This is a genomic window from Shimia haliotis, assembly GCF_900114415.1.
GTDB classification, from domain to species: domain Bacteria; phylum Pseudomonadota; class Alphaproteobacteria; order Rhodobacterales; family Rhodobacteraceae; genus Shimia; species Shimia haliotis.
This window is the reverse complement of sequence record NZ_FOSZ01000002.1, coordinates 42,524-58,544: the sequence shown is the minus strand read 5'-3', so window position 1 is coordinate 58,544 and position 16,021 is coordinate 42,524. Positions and strand designations below refer to the sequence as shown.

Annotated in this window: 13 protein-coding genes and 1 pseudogene; 4 read left to right on the top strand and 10 right to left on the bottom strand. The window is 57.0% G+C overall.

From position 1 onward, the window contains the following. Positions 1–54: 54 nt before the first annotated feature. From BM069_RS05550 to BM069_RS05525, 6 genes are all read right to left on the bottom strand, one after another. Complete coding sequence (locus BM069_RS05550) at positions 55–2,286, bottom strand: glycosyltransferase family 4 protein (RefSeq protein ID WP_093321519.1); 2,232 nt, start codon at positions 2,284–2,286, stop codon at positions 55–57. After that, entirely contained in the window at positions 2,276–3,637 is a 1,362-nt protein-coding gene (locus BM069_RS05545) for a nucleoside/nucleotide kinase family protein (RefSeq protein ID WP_093321516.1), read from the bottom strand. Before BM069_RS05545 ends, BM069_RS05550 begins: the two co-directional genes overlap by 11 nt. An 81-nt stretch (positions 3,638–3,718) precedes the next feature. After that, positions 3,719–4,786: an EpsG family protein gene (locus tag BM069_RS05540; protein ID WP_093321514.1), complete on the bottom strand. Its 1,068-nt coding sequence runs from the start codon at positions 4,784–4,786 to the stop codon at positions 3,719–3,721. Further along, positions 4,780–5,889, bottom strand: coding sequence for a phosphotransferase (locus tag BM069_RS05535; RefSeq protein ID WP_093321511.1), 1,110 nt, complete (start codon positions 5,887–5,889; stop codon positions 4,780–4,782). The genes BM069_RS05540 and BM069_RS05535 overlap by 7 nt, the downstream gene beginning before the upstream one ends. 8 nt (positions 5,890–5,897) lie before the next feature. Continuing rightward, on the bottom strand, positions 5,898–7,208 hold the full coding sequence (locus BM069_RS05530; RefSeq protein ID WP_093321510.1) for a lipopolysaccharide biosynthesis protein: 1,311 nt from the start codon (positions 7,206–7,208) through the stop codon (positions 5,898–5,900). 9 nt (positions 7,209–7,217) lie between these two features. Beyond that, positions 7,218–8,453 (bottom strand): glycosyltransferase family 4 protein, encoded by a 1,236-nt coding sequence (locus tag BM069_RS05525; protein WP_093321507.1) that lies wholly within the window; start codon positions 8,451–8,453, stop codon positions 7,218–7,220. Between the two features lie 163 nt (positions 8,454–8,616). On the opposite strand from BM069_RS05525, the pseudogene BM069_RS05520 reads away from it, so the two are divergent. Then, positions 8,617–8,818, top strand: a pseudogene (locus BM069_RS05520) (IS5/IS1182 family transposase); the annotation flags it as partial. An 89-nt stretch (positions 8,819–8,907) separates the two neighbouring features. On the opposite strand, the gene BM069_RS05515 reads toward BM069_RS05520, so the two are convergent. From BM069_RS05515 to BM069_RS05500, 4 genes are all read right to left on the bottom strand, one after another. Then, positions 8,908–9,285: a MarR family EPS-associated transcriptional regulator gene (locus BM069_RS05515; RefSeq protein ID WP_093321505.1), complete on the bottom strand. Its 378-nt coding sequence runs from the start codon at positions 9,283–9,285 to the stop codon at positions 8,908–8,910. A gap of 458 nt (positions 9,286–9,743) precedes the next feature. Continuing rightward, positions 9,744–10,832, bottom strand: coding sequence for a plasmid partitioning protein RepB C-terminal domain-containing protein (locus BM069_RS05510; RefSeq protein ID WP_093321502.1), 1,089 nt, complete (start codon positions 10,830–10,832; stop codon positions 9,744–9,746). A gap of 20 nt (positions 10,833–10,852) precedes the next feature. After that, positions 10,853–11,734 carry a ParB N-terminal domain-containing protein gene (locus BM069_RS05505; protein WP_062214569.1) on the bottom strand — a complete coding sequence of 294 codons (882 nt, stop codon included), beginning with the start codon at positions 11,732–11,734 and terminating at the stop codon, positions 10,853–10,855. A gap of 70 nt (positions 11,735–11,804) precedes the next feature. Then, positions 11,805–13,355, bottom strand: coding sequence for a recombinase family protein (locus tag BM069_RS05500; RefSeq protein WP_280137033.1), 1,551 nt, complete (start codon positions 13,353–13,355; stop codon positions 11,805–11,807). Positions 13,356–13,571: 216 nt separating this feature from the next. Here BM069_RS05500 and nusG point away from each other — a divergent pair, with 216 nt between their 5' ends. From nusG to galU, 3 genes are all read left to right on the top strand, one after another. Then, on the top strand, positions 13,572–14,084 hold the full coding sequence (nusG, locus tag BM069_RS05495; protein WP_093321501.1) for a transcription termination/antitermination protein NusG: 513 nt from the start codon (positions 13,572–13,574) through the stop codon (positions 14,082–14,084). A 40-nt stretch (positions 14,085–14,124) separates the two neighbouring features. After that, the gene (galE, locus tag BM069_RS05490) at positions 14,125–15,108 is read left to right on the top strand and encodes a UDP-glucose 4-epimerase GalE (RefSeq protein ID WP_093321498.1); all 984 of its coding nucleotides are present in this window, start codon (positions 14,125–14,127) and stop codon (positions 15,106–15,108) included. Positions 15,109–15,191: 83 nt separating this feature from the next. Then, on the top strand, positions 15,192–16,016 hold the full coding sequence (gene galU / locus BM069_RS05485; RefSeq protein WP_093321496.1) for a UTP--glucose-1-phosphate uridylyltransferase GalU: 825 nt from the start codon (positions 15,192–15,194) through the stop codon (positions 16,014–16,016). Positions 16,017–16,021 lie beyond the last annotated feature (5 nt).

Sequence of the window (16,021 nt, the reverse complement as noted above, 5' to 3'; positions counted from 1 at the left end):
TGTATTCGACTTTCTGATTTTCTCAAATCTTGTTTTCAGCCCCAACACTTCGCCTCAGACGCGATCAAGAAGCTCAAAATAGGCTTTGCCGATTTGATCCCAGGTGTAGCGGTGTTGCGCGATCTCGCGCATGTCAGCGCCTATCCGAGCGGCCTCGTCTGGGTCGAGGCCCTCTAGTAGGTCCGTAAGCTCGGCGGGGGTTTCGAAATAGCGCGCCTTTCCTTCGGTGCTGAAGCGGTTGAAAGCGCAGCCATGCGCAATTACGGGTATGTTAAAATGCATCATCTCGACCAGAGACGGGTTGGTCCCGCCGGCCGAATGGCCGTGAAGATAGACGGATGCTCGCGCGCGCAGCGCATGGAGTGTGCCGGGATCATAAACTGGGTCAAGCAGGTAGAGGTTGGAGCTGTCGCCATACTTCGCCTTTAGGTCGCGCCCGTAGGCGCTGTTGTCCCAATTGCCGACGAAGACCAGCGGCGTGTCACGCCCGTCCAGCGCCTCGAGTATGACATGCACATTGTTCTCGGGCTCGATCCGGCACAGCGCCAGCGCAAAGCGGTCTGGCAAACCCTCTGGGGCGTTTGCTTCGCCGGCATGATCCAATGCGTGGTCGCCACCATAGGCAACGACGTGGCATTCAATTCCGTACGTGTCCCGGGCGTGGTCGGCGATGGCCTGGTTGTCGGCAATCACCTCGTGCGAGAACCGCACCGCCGCCCATTCAGAGGCGTGCAGGACCATGCGGGCAAGCCCTTTCCATTTCTCGCGCTTCCACTCGATCCCGTCGATATTAGTCAGGATGCGCGCGCGGCTGACGAGCCGGATCAGGGGGAGGGCAAGTGCCCCCGAGACGCCAAGCAGCAGGATGCGGTCATGCCCGCTGCGCACCGCTTGCCAAAGGCTGATAGCATCGTAGAGGATGCTCTGCGCCCCGTTCGCCCGCAGACCCACATAGCGCAGGTCGGCGCTTTCGAACCGCGTCGGGTGATCCACATTGTCCTTGGCAGAACACCAGACAGTAAGTGCTGCCTTATGACCGTGCGTTTTGTGGTAACGGACAAGGTTTTCGGCCAGGGTTTCAAATCCGCCATAGCGGCCCGGCACGCCAACTGTTCCCAAAACCGCGACCTTCAATGGCAGCGAGGCGACGGCCTGTGGGGCAAAGAATGCCATAAAACGCTCTTTGAACCGGTCCAGGGAAAACCGGGCTTCGTATTGTGATCTATTCAGGTCGGCTCTGCCGCCGACAGGTTTGGACAACATGAACGCCAAGCCGTTGGCAAGCTCTTCGGCATTGCCAGGCTTCACCAACACGCTGGCCGTTCCTTGCAGGGACTCCGGCAGCCCGCCAGTATCCGAGGCTACAACTAGGCAGCCTGCCCGAAGCGCCTCCAATGCGGTTGTCGGAAACGGGTCGGCAAACAGGGACGGGATACAGGCGACTTTACTTTGCGCAAAAAACACTGCTGCATCCGCGCGCTCCCCCAAGTAATCTATCTGTAAATGCTCAAAGTCCGAAAAGATTCCGGGTGGCAGCGAGACACCGGGAAGGCAACCACCGAGGATCAAAACCTTTGTCCCCGCCCGCTCTGGAGTGTCTAGAATACGCAGTGCTTCCAGGAGAACGTGAAAACCCTTTTTCTCCGTAAGCCGTCCGACAAAGGCTATATCCCAGTTGCGGGACTGTTTCGGGTTTGCACGACCCTCCTCCGCATCAGAGCCGCCCGGACTGGCTCTGTCTAAACCGGTCCAGTCCAAATCTGGAATCCCGTTGTGAACCACCTGCGCCTGCGCGTGGTTTTCCAACCGCCAGGATTCCTTGATAGCTTGCGACACAAAAACGGTCTGCAGGCCGAAAACCCGGATTGCCGTCTTCAACAAAGATGCCACCGCCGGAGAAGGTGAGGTCTCATGCAGATGCAGAAAACACCGGCGGCGCATAACACGGGCAATGATGGCTGCGGGCAAGGTCGCAAAGGTATTGCAGTACACAGTCCGGTGCCGGGGGAAGCGCCTACGCAGCAGGGTGGCGAAGCGGACACTGTTGGCACACACCTTTGCTAGGCTTTTGACGGGGGCCCTCCGAAAGTCCCGCATGACAAGGATCGGCAGCTCAGCTTGTTCGGCATAACGTAAATCGGGCTCGTTCCGTTCGACCGCAACCAGCGCGTCAACCTCCCGCCCCGCTCCCTGCATGAATCCAATGATCAGCCGCCCGATACGGGAAGAACCATACATGTCTGAAACAGAATCGACGAACAGAACAGGAGAGTCTTCATACGGCATGTGGACTGCTCCCAGTCAAACCCTCACCAGCTTTTGCGCAAGAAAGCATGATGGTCTCAATGATTTCATCAACAATTTTCTCAACGTCATTATCCACGCTTACCAATGTGAAATGACGGTTTTCATCGGCCATTTGGCATAACAGTGCCACCTGCCTTGCAGTTTCTTCTATGCTGAGCTCGGGTTTTCTTGCATGTAATAATTCGGGTGGCCCATATAGAGCAAAGATGATGTCTGGCTTAGGGACGAGGCGTTCAACAAATCTTAGCATGAGCTCTGGAACATTCATCCGATATCTCAGCTGATCGATGCGTATATCATTGAGAAAGCGGTCGAAAATCACAAGATCTTTGCATATGGTGCGGGGCCGGACCAACACGAAATACCCCAGAATATAATCCAAGCTAAAATACAGAAGCCGGGCCAGCGAGGCGGCTTTGCCGTGAGGAAAAACATTATGTGGATCGGGGTTTTCTTGTTTCTCGAGTGATGGGTTCCAAAACTTGAGCCGACCTGGGGAAGGCAGCAGGCGTGGGCGCCAGTAAAATGACGTACTCCCGTGAAAAACCGGCGCCATTCTAGCTCTGAGTGCTTCGATAAGCGTCGACTTTCCGGCTCCGTCGGGGCCAAGAAACGCAATCGTGCTGCCTACGGGTCTGCTGACCCGATGAACTGCGCGCCTGATTTCACTGACTCCCGCCGCGGCCCGCCCAATGAGACCCATTCGCGCTTTTCCGTAATTCTTAAGTTTCAGGTGTATGGCGCGATCCGCTGTTTGTGGAGACCCTGATGCCGCCAAACCGATAGCTTCCACTATTACAGGTGGAAAAACCTCCCTGCATGATTCTGGGCTGACTTTTTCACTAAGGAATTTTATCCGCTCGATACGATAGGCACGGCCGTCGTTTTTGATGAAATGCCGAACCGAAAGATAGGCCAGTTCGCTTCTTTCTGAAAGCCCCCAGAAAAATCCGTTAAAGACCCTGTCCAGGGCGATCTCTTCATGACGCAGGAGTTCTCCGGTCCTTAAGGAGGCGTAGCCAACCATTATGTCCAGCTTGAGCACAACGCGCGCCGCGCTCCCGCGCTTTACCAGCGTATATGCGCGGCTATGAGTTCCGGACCATATGTCAAAGATGAGTAGAAGATCGTTGCTGTGTGAGAACTCTCGGATCAGCCTGGCAACCTTGGTACTGTCTTTTGACGCTATCGAAATATCCACGTCCAGATCGTATTCAGGGTTCGCGTTCGACAAATTGGACAGGACACAATATGAAATACTGTGATCATTCAGGTAGGCCAGAAAACGCATCAACAGCTGATCGCGCTGATAAAGGCTGAGATCGTTCATAATTGTAGCCTAGCTCTGAGAAACGCAAATTCCGCGTCTTTGAAAAGGTGACTTACATCGCCGCATAATGGAAGCAGCGGATCAGTATATTTGGAGTACATTTCTGGGTGCCCAAATGAGAATAGTTACGGCAGCCAAGATGAGTACAGAGGCTGCGCCTGCCGCCACGAACATGAAATTGTCATTTATTGCGCGCCGTATCAGAAATGCAATGATAAGGGGCTCCATCATCTGGGCTGGCACGTACATCCTGTCCCGGAACAGAACGTTGCCCCAGAAAATGATAGATAGCATCAATATGGCCAAGTAATACTTGAGCACCAGCATTTCAGTGCCGTGGAGGCGTGTCCGTAACAGCAGCGCCCCAAGAACGACAAAAACGGGTATCGCATACTGGGGCTTGAAACCAGAGTTATCGTAAGAAAATTGTCCGGTGGAAGCGTAAAACTGATAGTCCGAGAACCGCACGATCCAAGGGCCGAAAATCCCTGAGAACAACGGAAAGATAAAGACTAGACTGAGCCCCGCGATGATTAGCGTTGCCCCGGAAATCACGAAGCGTTTTGCTGTCGACAAATTCGCTATCGACAAAAAAACTGCGTGAACCAGGGTGGAATAGTGAAACGCGCCTCCGGCTAGGGCAAAGGCGAAAAAACCCTTCGTCCGCCCCGCTGTCACGAGGATCATCGCCGCATGCATGACAAAGGCTGCGGCTAAACCGTTCCGCAGGATCAGGGTGTTTGCGGTCCAGAAAACCGGTGCCGCGTAGTAGAGAGTAAAGGCAAATGCAGCCAGCCTGGGGTTGAACCGTACAAAAGCAAGATAGACGGTCAGATTGATGGCCAAGGCGCTGGCAAAAAGATAAAATGTTTCGTCGTCGCTGATGAACCGTAGTAGACGAAGCGCTGTGAGGTAGGCGATTTCGACAAAGTCCTCGAAATCCTCTGGGCTGTTGTACATCTCGAGATAAGTACGGGTATCGGCACCAAATCGTATGTCGCGCAGGCTGACGGCCAGCGAGACAAGCGCCACAATCGGAAAAGTAAGTAGCTGCCGATCTCGCTCGGCGTGCAGCGATTGGATCGCCAGTAAAGACAGCCCTGCGGCCAGAACGACCCCGTAGTAGATCAGGTGCACGGTTTCTACCATCTTGTGGTCTTCCCGGTCTCCGTCATCAACTTCTGCAGCATGTCGTCTGCGCCCGCCGCGCCGCTGAACATCTTGGCCAGGAAGTAGGACAGCATAAGGAACTGGGCGCCGTCCTCAGATCCGCCGTGCCAGCGATCCTGCAACAAGCTGCGGAGCACGTCAGCGTCGGCCGCACCCGTGCTAGTCAAGAAATGCAGATGGTCATAACCAAGCGGATGAAACCCAGAGAGTTCCCAATCAAAGACATATAGCCGCATGCCAGCGGCGACACAGTTCCATGGGGTGAAATCCCCATGGGACATTGCACCGTTAACCGTACCGCGGTCGAGGATCTTGCTGAGTTCATCCAACACGCCGACGGCGAGCTTGTTCAAGGTCGGGGCCAATGTTTGCGCCCCCGCTTCATGCCGTTGCCGCAACGAATCAACATATTGCCGACTGAGCGGCACCGTCGTTTTGGCAGCCATTTCCTCCAGAAAGGCAAAATGGATTCCGCCGAGTATCATTACCGCCTTGAAACCGGGCTGCGTCTCGTCGCTGCAGATATAGGACCTGCGGGATCCGAACTTCGTAAACCCCAGAACTGTCGGCAAAATTGCCGTTTTCAGCCCTAGTTTCGTGGCCACTTGCAGGGCCCGGACCTCATTGGTGACCAACTGGTTGGCAAGCGGCGAGCAAGCCATCTTCAGATAGGCGTTCCGGCGGCTGTCCGCACTGCGCAGCTGAACCGTGATCTTACGTTCTGGGCCGGGCGTGCCCGAGAAGAACGCCGCCATGGGCCAATTGTGAATGCAGCGCCTTGGCACCGCCACCCGGAGGTAGATACGGTTGCGGGCCCATGGCCGGTGCAAGCCCAGGGAATTGAGCGCAAGAACCGCGGATTTCGCCAAGCGGGAACGCGGCGATATCGGCGTCAGCATCCGAAGCGCCGCCGCCGCGGCCGCCCGGCTTTGCAGTGGAATAAGAAGCCAGCGCTCCACGCTTGCCGCCTTGAGCACAGCAAAAGCGGCAGCCTCCGGATCGTCGGCCGTGCTTTGCTCCAGGCCCAGCAGCCTCAGCTCTTCAATGAATTCCGCGAAATTTGGATGGGTCAGAGTAAACATGCTGCGCCTCACAAGAACAGCGGCCGCAGGCCAAGGGTCCGGTAGCCTCCTATTGCCAGAGGCAGGCAGGCGGCCAGCATGCCGACGGACGCGGCCATGCCAGCGCCCTGCAGACCATAAATGGGCACAAGCAGCCAAGTGGCGGCGGCAAGGGCTGCGGCGCCGGTCAGCTGGCTGGCCACACAATATTTCTGATGGCCGGTCATCAGCAGCGTCATGGTAACCGGCCCGAAAGCCGCCCGGATCAACTGCGCCACGAGCAGAAGCACAAGCACCGGGTAGATATTTCCCGCATAGGACGGCCCCAAAAGCAGGCTTATGATGTGCTCTCCAAGTAGATATAGCAGCCCCGCAATCAGCAGCGCGGCCGCAACCCCCGCCAGCGACAGCGTCCGGTAGAGTTTTTGAAGCGCGCCGAAATTACCTTCAGAATGCAAGCTGACAACCCGGGTGGCCATCAACAGTTCAAGGATACCGACCGGGAGCGAGACGAACTGCGCAGCTTTATCTGCAAGGTTGTAGTAAGAGACATGCTCTCCCTGCAGGAGAAAACCGACCAGGATCAAATTCAGCTGCAGCCCGACGATCATCAGCGTGGTATAGGCAATATAGCCCTTGCTTTGAACGGCCAGCGCGGGGATCAGGGCATGCGCCGAGCCGGAGCGGCCAAAATCCTTTGTCAGCCGCCGCAGCCGGAGCTGCGACAGCGAGGCCCCGAAACCGTAGCCCACCGCCATCGCGGCAAGCGCGGCCCAGGAAGTCCGGGGGATGGGCATCTGCATCAGCAGGAACAGTAGCAAAATCGAGGCCAGCGGCGCCACGATCAGGAGATACAGCTGTCCTTCGCTGGCCCGTTCCAGGCCGCGCAGCCCGGCGCTGCCAATATTCATCACGCCAATGAAGGCGGCGCACAGGAAGATCATGACAATGGTTTGGCCGGACAGCTCTAGCGGGGTCGCATCCAGCATCCACCCGATGGCGAGCACCAGCAGAAACAAGAGTGCGGCCAGCGTAACAAACTGCATGGAGGCGGTGATGGCCGGCCGGATATCCGGATGCCGGTTTTTGGTGTTCAGCATGGCTACCCGCCGCGTCAGATACTGCGACACCCCGCCCGAGACAGCGGCGGCTCCGATTGTGGCAAGGGACCAGGAAATGGCATAGACACCGTATTCCTCCGGTCCCAGCCAGCGGGCCAGCAGCACCGAAATCGACAGAACCAGCGGCACGGAAACCAGTTTGATGCCACCGACAACGGACCCGCTGCGAAGATAAAAAACAAGATTGCCCGGTGGGTTGGAGTGTCTTTTGGACGTCATTGAATACCCTCAAACCGGCCCGGCAGATTTGCCGTCATTGCCCACAAGAGACCAATAGACTTCCGTGTGCCGCATCACGATGTCGTCATAATTATAGGTGTTAAGCGCGAGCTCAATTGCAGCCTGTGCCTTTCTTTGCCGCAGAGCGTCATTTTCGGCCAGCTCCAGCAATGCCCGGGACAAGACCCCGGCCAGCTGGCCGGTTTCCGGAGGTGGCAGGGTTATGCCTGCCTCCTGCCCGACAGCCCGTCCGATCGCATCCCCTTCCAGGCAAATCGTCGGCAGGCCTGTCAGCATTGCCTGCAGCAAAATGGTTGCCAGCCCGTGATGATAGGAAGGATAAAGAAAAATATCGGCCCGGTTCAGCTCGATCAGCAGCCGGTCCATCGGCAGCTTGCCGGTCAGGGACACCACATCGCCAAGATCGTTGCGCTGAATCTCCGCCTTTATCGCACCTTCAAGGTTACCGGCGCCGACCATTGTCATGCATGAGTCCGGGTGTTCCACATGGAACTTTGCAAACGCCTTAACCGCAAGCAACGCGCCCTTCCAATCGACTAATTCTCCCGCATAGATGACCCGCAGCGGCCCGTTACGCTTCAGATCCGTTTTTTGCAGCGCCAAACGGGGAGACGCTTCGATCCCGGTCTGCACAAAAGGCATCACTTTCTTCTGCACACTGGCGGGGAAATTGCCCGGCGTATGCGATAGTATGACATCAGCCCGGGCCCGGGTACGGCGGACATTCGGATCCAGACTGCGCAGGGCAGAGCGCAGGACGGATCTTGCGAGATCCTTCAGCCACGCGCGCCATGGCATATGCCTGCGGATTAGCGGATGCGTGTTCTCGCTGCCGACCGGCCCCCAGATGAACGGCTTTTTCTGGAAAGCTGCGCCAGACGGCATCCAATCCATCCCTCCGGTCAGGTGATGGATGATGTCAAAATCATAATCCTTATCAAACCTGCGGATCGCTGCAGATGACCCCAGTTGCCATAAGTAGTAATAGAGCAAAAAATTCTTTTTCCCCCGACCTTTTGTCGCTGTAAGGAAGCGGGGTAGATCGTAATATAGAAATTTCAAATTTGGACCACAATCTTCGCTTTCAAGCGCAGACTTGTTGTTGCTGCGCGTCAAAACCCAAACTTGGTGGTCCTTTGCCAACTTGCGGGCTAGCGTCCAGCCGATTTCACTTTCGCCACCTTTACCGGGTTCACAGGCATATGCGATAATGAGTGTTTTCAAAGTTCTCTCAATCAAACTAATTTAATATGTCATTCGAGCGGATATAGAATTTTTATTTGGAAGTGATCGTACAATAGGTTTTGCTTTCAGATCGGAATAGGGTCAGGACGCATTGATTTCCGCTGCGCTGCGTGATTCACGGCTCCGAAAACGGAGTGGTGACATCAACGATCTATACTGGTTGAACGACACGCAGATGGACAAGCTGGTACCCTTTTCCCAAAGTCTCACGGCAAGCCTCTTGTGGACGACAGGCGTGTGTTGAGCGGCATGATATTCATAAACCCAATAGCTTGCGTGGGCGCGATACGCCTGCGGAGTACGGGCCGCACCAGCGCAACCATCTGTTTTCTGAATTCCGCAGGGTACGGGTTCCTCGTTCTCGGCATGAAAAACACTCTCGTTCTTCAAGTGAAAAGTGTCCATTAAACCGGGGGACCTCCCAAACGCCACACTATCGCCCCTTCAGAGTGGGCGCCTGCTCTGGTGCGGCATCGCTTTCGATTTCACTGCGCAGAACATTGATTTCAGCCTTGAGCGCTTCGTATTCCGCCAACTTGCGCTTCAAGAATCTGCCGGTGATCAAAGATTTTTCCTTGATACCCTTCGGCGTCAGCACATAGGCATACCGCCGCTTGTCTTCCGCCGCCGTGAAATTCCCCAACTTCACCAGCCCTTTTTCAATCAGAGCATTCAGCACGTAATGCATGCCCCCAACGCTCACCCCAACCGCGGCGGCCAACTCCCGTTGTGACATCTCAGGGTTTTCTTGCAGAAGGCGAAGAACGCGAAAATGCGTGTCCTCTTGCAGCTTGGTGCGCTTGCTGGTCATTTTGTGATTTTCTCAGGCTACCGCACAAGGACTGCCCGCTGGGCGCCTTGTTGGATGCAAAGGTGAGGATGAGAGCAGCTTCAACATCGTTCAACTCTGAGCGATAGCAAATGCTGCGCATGCAAACAAGAGGGAAATTCAGAGATAAAAGAGGTTTTCGTCAAATCGCGCGCGGTAGTCGATCTGCGAGTTTGGCGCTTAGACGTAGGCGGAGCCTGGCGTAGGTCGACGGCTGCGGCTGGAATTCACACACGCTTCCATGCCGTAGCCCTTGCGCTCCATAAAGCTCATAACTGAACAACCTTGTCAGCACAAGGCCGCTTCATGATCTTTGCTAGTCGAAGATCACTAGCGTGGCTTGGCGTTAGCTGCTCGACAAACGGCCACATGTCGCTTTTAGCTCAAGCACTTGGGCAAAGATTTCGTAAGCTCATCCCGAGTCGATCCCATCACCCGAGTTAACCAGCTATGCCCGGGTCCGATGCTGCGCTACTGTCATCTTGCTTGGGATGTGTCCGTGCCACCGACTCGGCTCCGCTCGGTCCATCTTCTCGTTCGGCCTGCTCCACCGCTTCTTCCATGCTCACTGTATTCAGCACCAGTTCGAACTGCTCGAGGATCTCGAACGCATGTCGCGCCACGTAGGAGCGGACCGCTTCGTTCTCCATCAGCTTTTTCAGGTAGCCTTTGGCGACGACAAGATTTAGCAGCTCGGACCCATAGTTTTCCTCGGCATGCTTGTATTTTTCCTGCACCTGGCTCATCTCGCGCTCAAGTTTGACGATCTGTTCCAGCGGGTCGCCCTTCGGCTGCTCTGGCTGCGGCGGCTTGTAGTCGGTGCGCTGTTCAGGCGGCGTGGCCTTCAGTAGGGCGTCCGCGTGTGCGGCCGTGATGGTGTTCGCCGCGATCATCAGTTCCACCGCCTCAATCTGCCGAGCAGCTTTCATCTTGCGCAGGTGCCGGGTCACATCCGGCGTAAACTGATGGTCCTGGAGCAGTTCCACCGCCTTGGGGCAGATGCCGTGCAGCAGGTTGATCCGGCTGTTGATGGTGGAAAGGTTGACGTTGAAGGCCCGCGCAAGCCGTTCCTTGCTGACGCCTTTGTCGATGGCGCGCCGTAGCATGTAGTGCTCCTGCACCGTCGAGAGCCGATTGATCCGGTGATTGTAAGTGTAAGTCTCAAAATCTTTGGCGATCAGGCAGGGCGCCGTGTCTTGACCGAGTTCCTTCAACGCCAGAACGCGCAAATTGCCATCGAGCAGCAGAAATCCCGCTGCCTCCGGGTCCGGTTTGATCACCGAAAGCGGCTCGATCAATCCGATCTCCCGGATCGAAGAAACGATCTGCTTGAACTTGCGCGTGGTCATTACGCCGTCTGGGACCTTTTTCGAGGGCATGAGCTCTTCAAGAGGGATCTGGAAGGTTTCCAGATCAAAACCGAGCGTCAAGTTCAGCGGGGCCTTGGGATAGGGCGCGTCGCTGTCGTCGGTGTCGGCCTGGGGAAAGGCCCCTGGGTAAAGCGGTTTCACGGTGCTAAGGTCATTCATGGGATCATCCTTTTCGGAGTTCAGGCAGTTTCAATGCGGTCGGCGAGGTATTTCGGCAGACTGTCGAGGCCTTCGGCGCGCAGGAGCGTCACGAAGTGCTCATCAGCAAAGAGGCGTTTCAGCCCTTGGACCACCAAGAGCAGCTGCTGATGCGCATGATCGGCCTTCAGCATCAGCTTGTGTTGGCGGGCGACCTCGCGTTGGTAGGTCTTGACCAGCGAATGCGCCGAATTCGGCAGCTTCGGGCGATCGCCACCGGTTTTCGGACCCTTTTCGCGGCGCTTTTCGATCAGCCGCTTGGCATCCGTGATCTGATGCCCTTTCAGTTGACCCGTCTTGTAGGCCTCTTCCAGCATGTCGCCGAGGTTTTCATCGTCATGCTTGGCGCGGGCGATCTCGAGGGCCGTGGTCAGCGGAATGGTGCCGTTCTGCACCGCCTCGATCAGGCGCTCCTCTCCCTTTTCCAGCAGGAAAACGATGTCGCGTACGTATTTCTCGGATAGCCCCGTGCGGGTGATAATGTCGTCGATGGTGTAATCCCGCGCGAGCAAAAGTTCGATGTCGGCCAGTATCTCCAGCGGTCTGTGGCCCCGCCGGGCGATGTTTTCGGCGAGCGACATAATGAAGGCGTCTTCATCGGTCACATTGACGACCAGTGCCGGGATGTGGCTTTCGCCAAGCAGCCGGAAGGCATTCAATCGGCCTTCGCCGCAGACCAGCAAATAGGCGGGCGCCCCATCGGCGCCCTCGCGTTCGGTGACAGTGATCGGCTTCTTGAGGCCAATGGAGCGGATGTTTTCGACGATCTCCTCGAAAACCTTCATGTTGCGGTCCCGAGAATTCAGGACCTCGATCCTGTCGATGGGGACGAGCGTGACGCTCTCGGGTGTGTCAGTCATCATTGGGTTGGTTTCCTTTTTCGGCAAAATTGTTCATGTTTTGTGCTTGCGTTGATTAGCATCATGCTGGCCCTCATCCCCATTTCCGGCGAATGCCGACCCGCTCGGCCATGCCGTAGAAGAACCCGAGGTTCTCAAACCGGAAGGCCTCGAAGGCGATGTTGGTGCGGTTGCAGAGGCGGATTTCCTGCCGGGGGAGGTCGAGCCAGGGCAGCAGGTAGTAATCGAGCTCCTCGCGATTGTCGGGATCGAGACGCACCGCCAGCGTGACGTCAGCCTGATAACGCATCGGGTCAAACCGGATCCGCCAGCGCAGCCGTCCATCGCCCTGCGGTTGGCAACGCGCCAGCACCAAGCTGACCACCATTTCATCGTTGATGGTCAGAAGATCCGTTTTGGGATCACGCACCACCGTGCCGCCGACTTCCGCGATCGCCGCCTCCGTGCGCGCAATGATCTCCGGGTGCATCCCGCGCAGACGCTTGTTGAGCGCAATCCGCTCCTGATCGCGGTCCGAGCGATAGCCAATCATCTCATAGGCCCGTGCCAGCGAGCCGAACCTGTTGCGATAGGCTGATGACGACGGCATGTCCGGCGTCTGGTCGATCAGCACCCCAGACAGCTGGCCGGCGTCGGCGTAGAGTCGTTTCAGATGATCCAGCAGTTCCTCGTCGGAAAGGCGTGCCGACCGCGCCGTGATGATTTCCTGCGCGGTCAGGAAGAACTCGAGCGGCACGATCCCTTCAAAGGCACCTTCCTTGCGAACCCACATGTCAGGTGGGTTTTCCACATGCAGCTTCTTCAGTTTGAAGGAGGAGCGGTTGTAGACGTTGTTGCCGATGTATTTCTCATTGGTCAGAACCGTGCGGACGGTGCCGGAATTCCAGGGGCGATCCAGATCGGTGGTCACGCCTTCCTCGTTCAGGCGATCGGCGATCTCGCGGAAGGACAGGTCCTCCTCGATCAGCCAGCGATACATCTTGTTGACCCAGGCCACTTCCTCGTCGGGCCCGGGCATCAGGATGACGCGGTCTGTCTGCAGCGATTTGTGCTCGCCGCGTTTCAACTCGCCTTTGATCTCGCCGCGTTCGTTCACAAGCACGCGGCGCAGCCCGAACCCAGCCATGCCACCTTGGCGGAAACCCAGTTCAATCAGACGGCATTGGCCCGCAAAGACCTTGACCGAGAGTTCCCGGCTGTATTCCCCAGCCATGGCGCGCTTGACGCCTTTGACTATGGTCGAGACGGGGGAGCCGTCGTTCTCGAACTGCTCAGCGCAATAAGCGACGTTGATGCCGGCGCGCTTGCAAATGTATTCGTAATAGGCGCTTTCATCCGCGTCCTGGAACCGCCCCCAGCGACTGACGTCATAGACGAGGATCACGTTGAAGTCGGCGGCCCCTGATTCCACATCGGCGATCAACTGCTGCAGAGCTGCGCGCCCGCCGATGGAGAGGCCGCTCTTGCCGTCATCGGCATAGGTCTTGATGATCTCGATGCCGCGCTTTTCGGCATATTCGCGGATCTTGTCGGACTGGTTGTGGGTCGAATACTGCTGGTGCTCCGTCGACATGCGCACATATTGCGCCGCCCGAAACTCGGTAATCTCGCCACTCCCGTCCAACTCAGCCTCCGATCCGTCTTCAAGTCGGTCGGACGTTTGCGTGAGTGGCAAAACGTATCAAGCTGATAGTGCTGGATTATCTCATTATATCAATGATCTGGACAGTGAGCGCTCCGTCGTCTTCATCAAAATATCACACATCTTCCGGAAAACCTGACTTGCATCTGTTCAAGTTCGAGCGATATGTGGGTGGTAAAGTTTTAATGAGGTTGCAAGATGACATTCCACGATCGCAGCACAAGCTGGTTTTTGGCGCAGCTGAAACCGAACTGCGCCAACATCGCGGACAAGAACCTCAAGCGCCAGGGCTTCAGAACCTTCCTGCCGATGGAAGAGGAAACCCGTCAGCGGAACGGCAAGTTTGTCACCGCGATGCGGCCCCTGTTTCCCGGTTACATCTTCGTGGCGTTCGATGTGGCGCGCGGGTTCTGGCGAACGGTCAACTCGACTTACGGCATCACGCGGCTGGTGAGCTTCGGCAAGGAGCCGACGGCGGTGCCGCTGGATCTGGTCTCGCAGCTGATGCTGCGCTGCGATGCGAAGGGCAAATTGCTGCCACCAAAGCTCTTGAAGCCCGGGGATCAGGTCACCCTGACCAAGGGGCCCTTTGCCAATTTTGTGGCAGAGGTGGAAAAGATCGCATCCGACCGGCGGGTCTGGGTCCTGATGGAGATCATGGGCGGTCAGACCCGGGTTGCGGTGGGTGCCGATCAGTTGCGGTCGGTTTGAACCTGGATATTTCTTAAATGCGTGTTTGAAGGGCAATTGCATGAAACATGTCTTGGTCACGGGCGGTGCCGGCTACATCGGCTCTCATGCCTGCAAACTGCTTGCGCGGCAGGGCTATATTCCAGTGACCTTCGACAGTCTTGTCACAGGCTGGGCCAGTGCGGTGAAGTTTGGCCCCTTCGTTCAGGGCGATCTGCTGGATCGTGACGCGTTGGATGCGGTGTTTGCCAAATATGAACCGGTCGCAGTGATGCATTTCGCAGCCCTGAGCCAGGTGGGTGAGGCGACACGAGAACCGGGGCGCTACTGGCGCAACAACGTGCTGGGCTCGCTGAACTTGGTCGAAGCCATGGTGGAAGCGGGTTGCAAGCACATGGTATTTTCCTCGACCTGTGCGACCTATGGCGACCAAGATGGCGTCGTTCTGGATGAACAGAGCGCTCAGATGCCGCTCAATGCCTATGGCGCCTCAAAGCGCGCAGTCGAAGAGATCCTGCGAGACTTTGGCGTGAGCCACGGCATTGAGGCGGTGGTGTTTCGATATTTCAACGTTGCAGGCGCCGACGTTGAAGCAGAAGTCGGCGAGTGGCACCAACCAGAAACGCACCTGATCCCGGTGATGATCGAGGCCGCCGCCGGCAAGCGGGACGCCCTGACCATCTATGGCACGGATTATCCGACACCGGACGGCACCTGCGTGCGTGATTACGTCCATGTGATGGATTTGGTCGACGCCCACATCAAAGGCCTCGAATGGCTGCTTGAGGGCAAAGGCAGCCGAGTTTTTAACTTGGGAACAGGCACTGGCTTTTCAGTCAAAGAGGTGATTGCCGAATGTAAGGCAGCGACTGGCCATGACGTTCCGCACAGTTTTGGCCGGCGCCGGGCGTGTGATGCCGCGGCACTGGTTTCCGGCAGCAGGCGTGCGGCCGAAGAATTGGGCTGGTCACCGCAGCGCTCGACGCTGCAGCACATGATCGCCGATGCCTGGCGCTGGTATCAAACCGGCGGGTATTCTGGGTAACGCCCAAGTTTCCGTCACAACTCACCAAGACCACCAATCCCGCATTTTCAACACAAGACGACGTTCAGAAAGTCTCCCTCAATATGAAACCCGTTCGCAAAGCTGTATTTCCCGTTGCCGGTTTTGGCACCCGGTTCTTGCCGGCCACCAAGGCCATGCCGAAGGAGCTGCTGCCGATCGTGGACAAACCGCTCATCCAGTATGCGGCCGAGGAAGCGATCGCAGCTGGGATTGATACGCTGATCTTTGTGACGGGGCGCAACAAGCGGGCAATTGAGGATCATTTCGACAGCAATCAAGAACTGGAAGCCGCGCTGCGGGCCAAGGGCAAGACAGACCAAGCCGACATGGTGCGGAATATCCTTCCGCAGGGCGTCGAATGCATTTTCGTGCGCCAGCCAGAGCAGCTGGGCCTGGGCCATGCAGTCCTCTGCGCCGAACGCGCTGTAGGTAATGTTCCCTTCGCGGTTCTCCTGGCCGACGACTTCCTGACCTACGAGGGGGCAGGTGTAACCGCCGATCTTGTCAAAGGCTATGCAGTCTCAGGTCACACGCAGCTGTCGGTCATGGAAGTCAACGGCCTCGACATCTCGAAATATGGCGTAGTGCGGCCTGGAACTGCTTCTGGCAGTGTCGCGGGCCTTGTCGAAAAGCCCGCCTTCGAGCAGGCGCCATCAAACCTGGCGTCGATCGGCCGCTATGTCCTCACGCCTGACATCTTCGAGATTCTGCGTGGCCAAGCGCCCGGTGCCGGTGGCGAAATCCAACTGGCAGACGCGATCAACACTCAAGCAGCCGCCGGTCAGGTAGAGGCTGTGGCGCTGAACGGGCAACGGTTCGATTGCGGGTCTGTCAAGGGGTTCCTCGAGGCCATCATGCATGTGGCGCAACGGGACGGATTGGTGTGAAAGGA

Bases quoted from the DNA above. Each gene is read 5' to 3' on its own strand.
- BM069_RS05505 (WP_062214569.1), bottom strand. From the start codon at position 11,734: ATGATGACTGACACACCCGAGAGCGTCACGCTCGTCCCCATCGACAGG.
- nusG (WP_093321501.1), top strand. From the start codon at position 13,572: ATGACATTCCACGATCGCAGCACAAGCTGGTTTTTGGCGCAGCTGAAA.
- BM069_RS05545 (WP_093321516.1), bottom strand. From the start codon at position 3,637: ATGAACGATCTCAGCCTTTATCAGCGCGATCAGCTGTTGATGCGTTTT.
- BM069_RS05510 (WP_093321502.1), bottom strand. From the start codon at position 10,832: ATGAATGACCTTAGCACCGTGAAACCGCTTTACCCAGGGGCCTTTCCC.
- galU (WP_093321496.1), top strand. From the start codon at position 15,192: ATGAAACCCGTTCGCAAAGCTGTATTTCCCGTTGCCGGTTTTGGCACC.
- galE (WP_093321498.1), top strand. From the start codon at position 14,125: ATGAAACATGTCTTGGTCACGGGCGGTGCCGGCTACATCGGCTCTCAT.
- BM069_RS05550 (WP_093321519.1), bottom strand. From the start codon at position 2,286: ATGCCGTATGAAGACTCTCCTGTTCTGTTCGTCGATTCTGTTTCAGAC.
- BM069_RS05530 (WP_093321510.1), bottom strand. From the start codon at position 7,208: ATGACGTCCAAAAGACACTCCAACCCACCGGGCAATCTTGTTTTTTAT.
- BM069_RS05515 (WP_093321505.1), bottom strand. From the start codon at position 9,285: ATGACCAGCAAGCGCACCAAGCTGCAAGAGGACACGCATTTTCGCGTT.
- BM069_RS05535 (WP_093321511.1), bottom strand. From the start codon at position 5,889: ATGTTTACTCTGACCCATCCAAATTTCGCGGAATTCATTGAAGAGCTG.
- BM069_RS05540 (WP_093321514.1), bottom strand. From the start codon at position 4,786: ATGGTAGAAACCGTGCACCTGATCTACTACGGGGTCGTTCTGGCCGCA.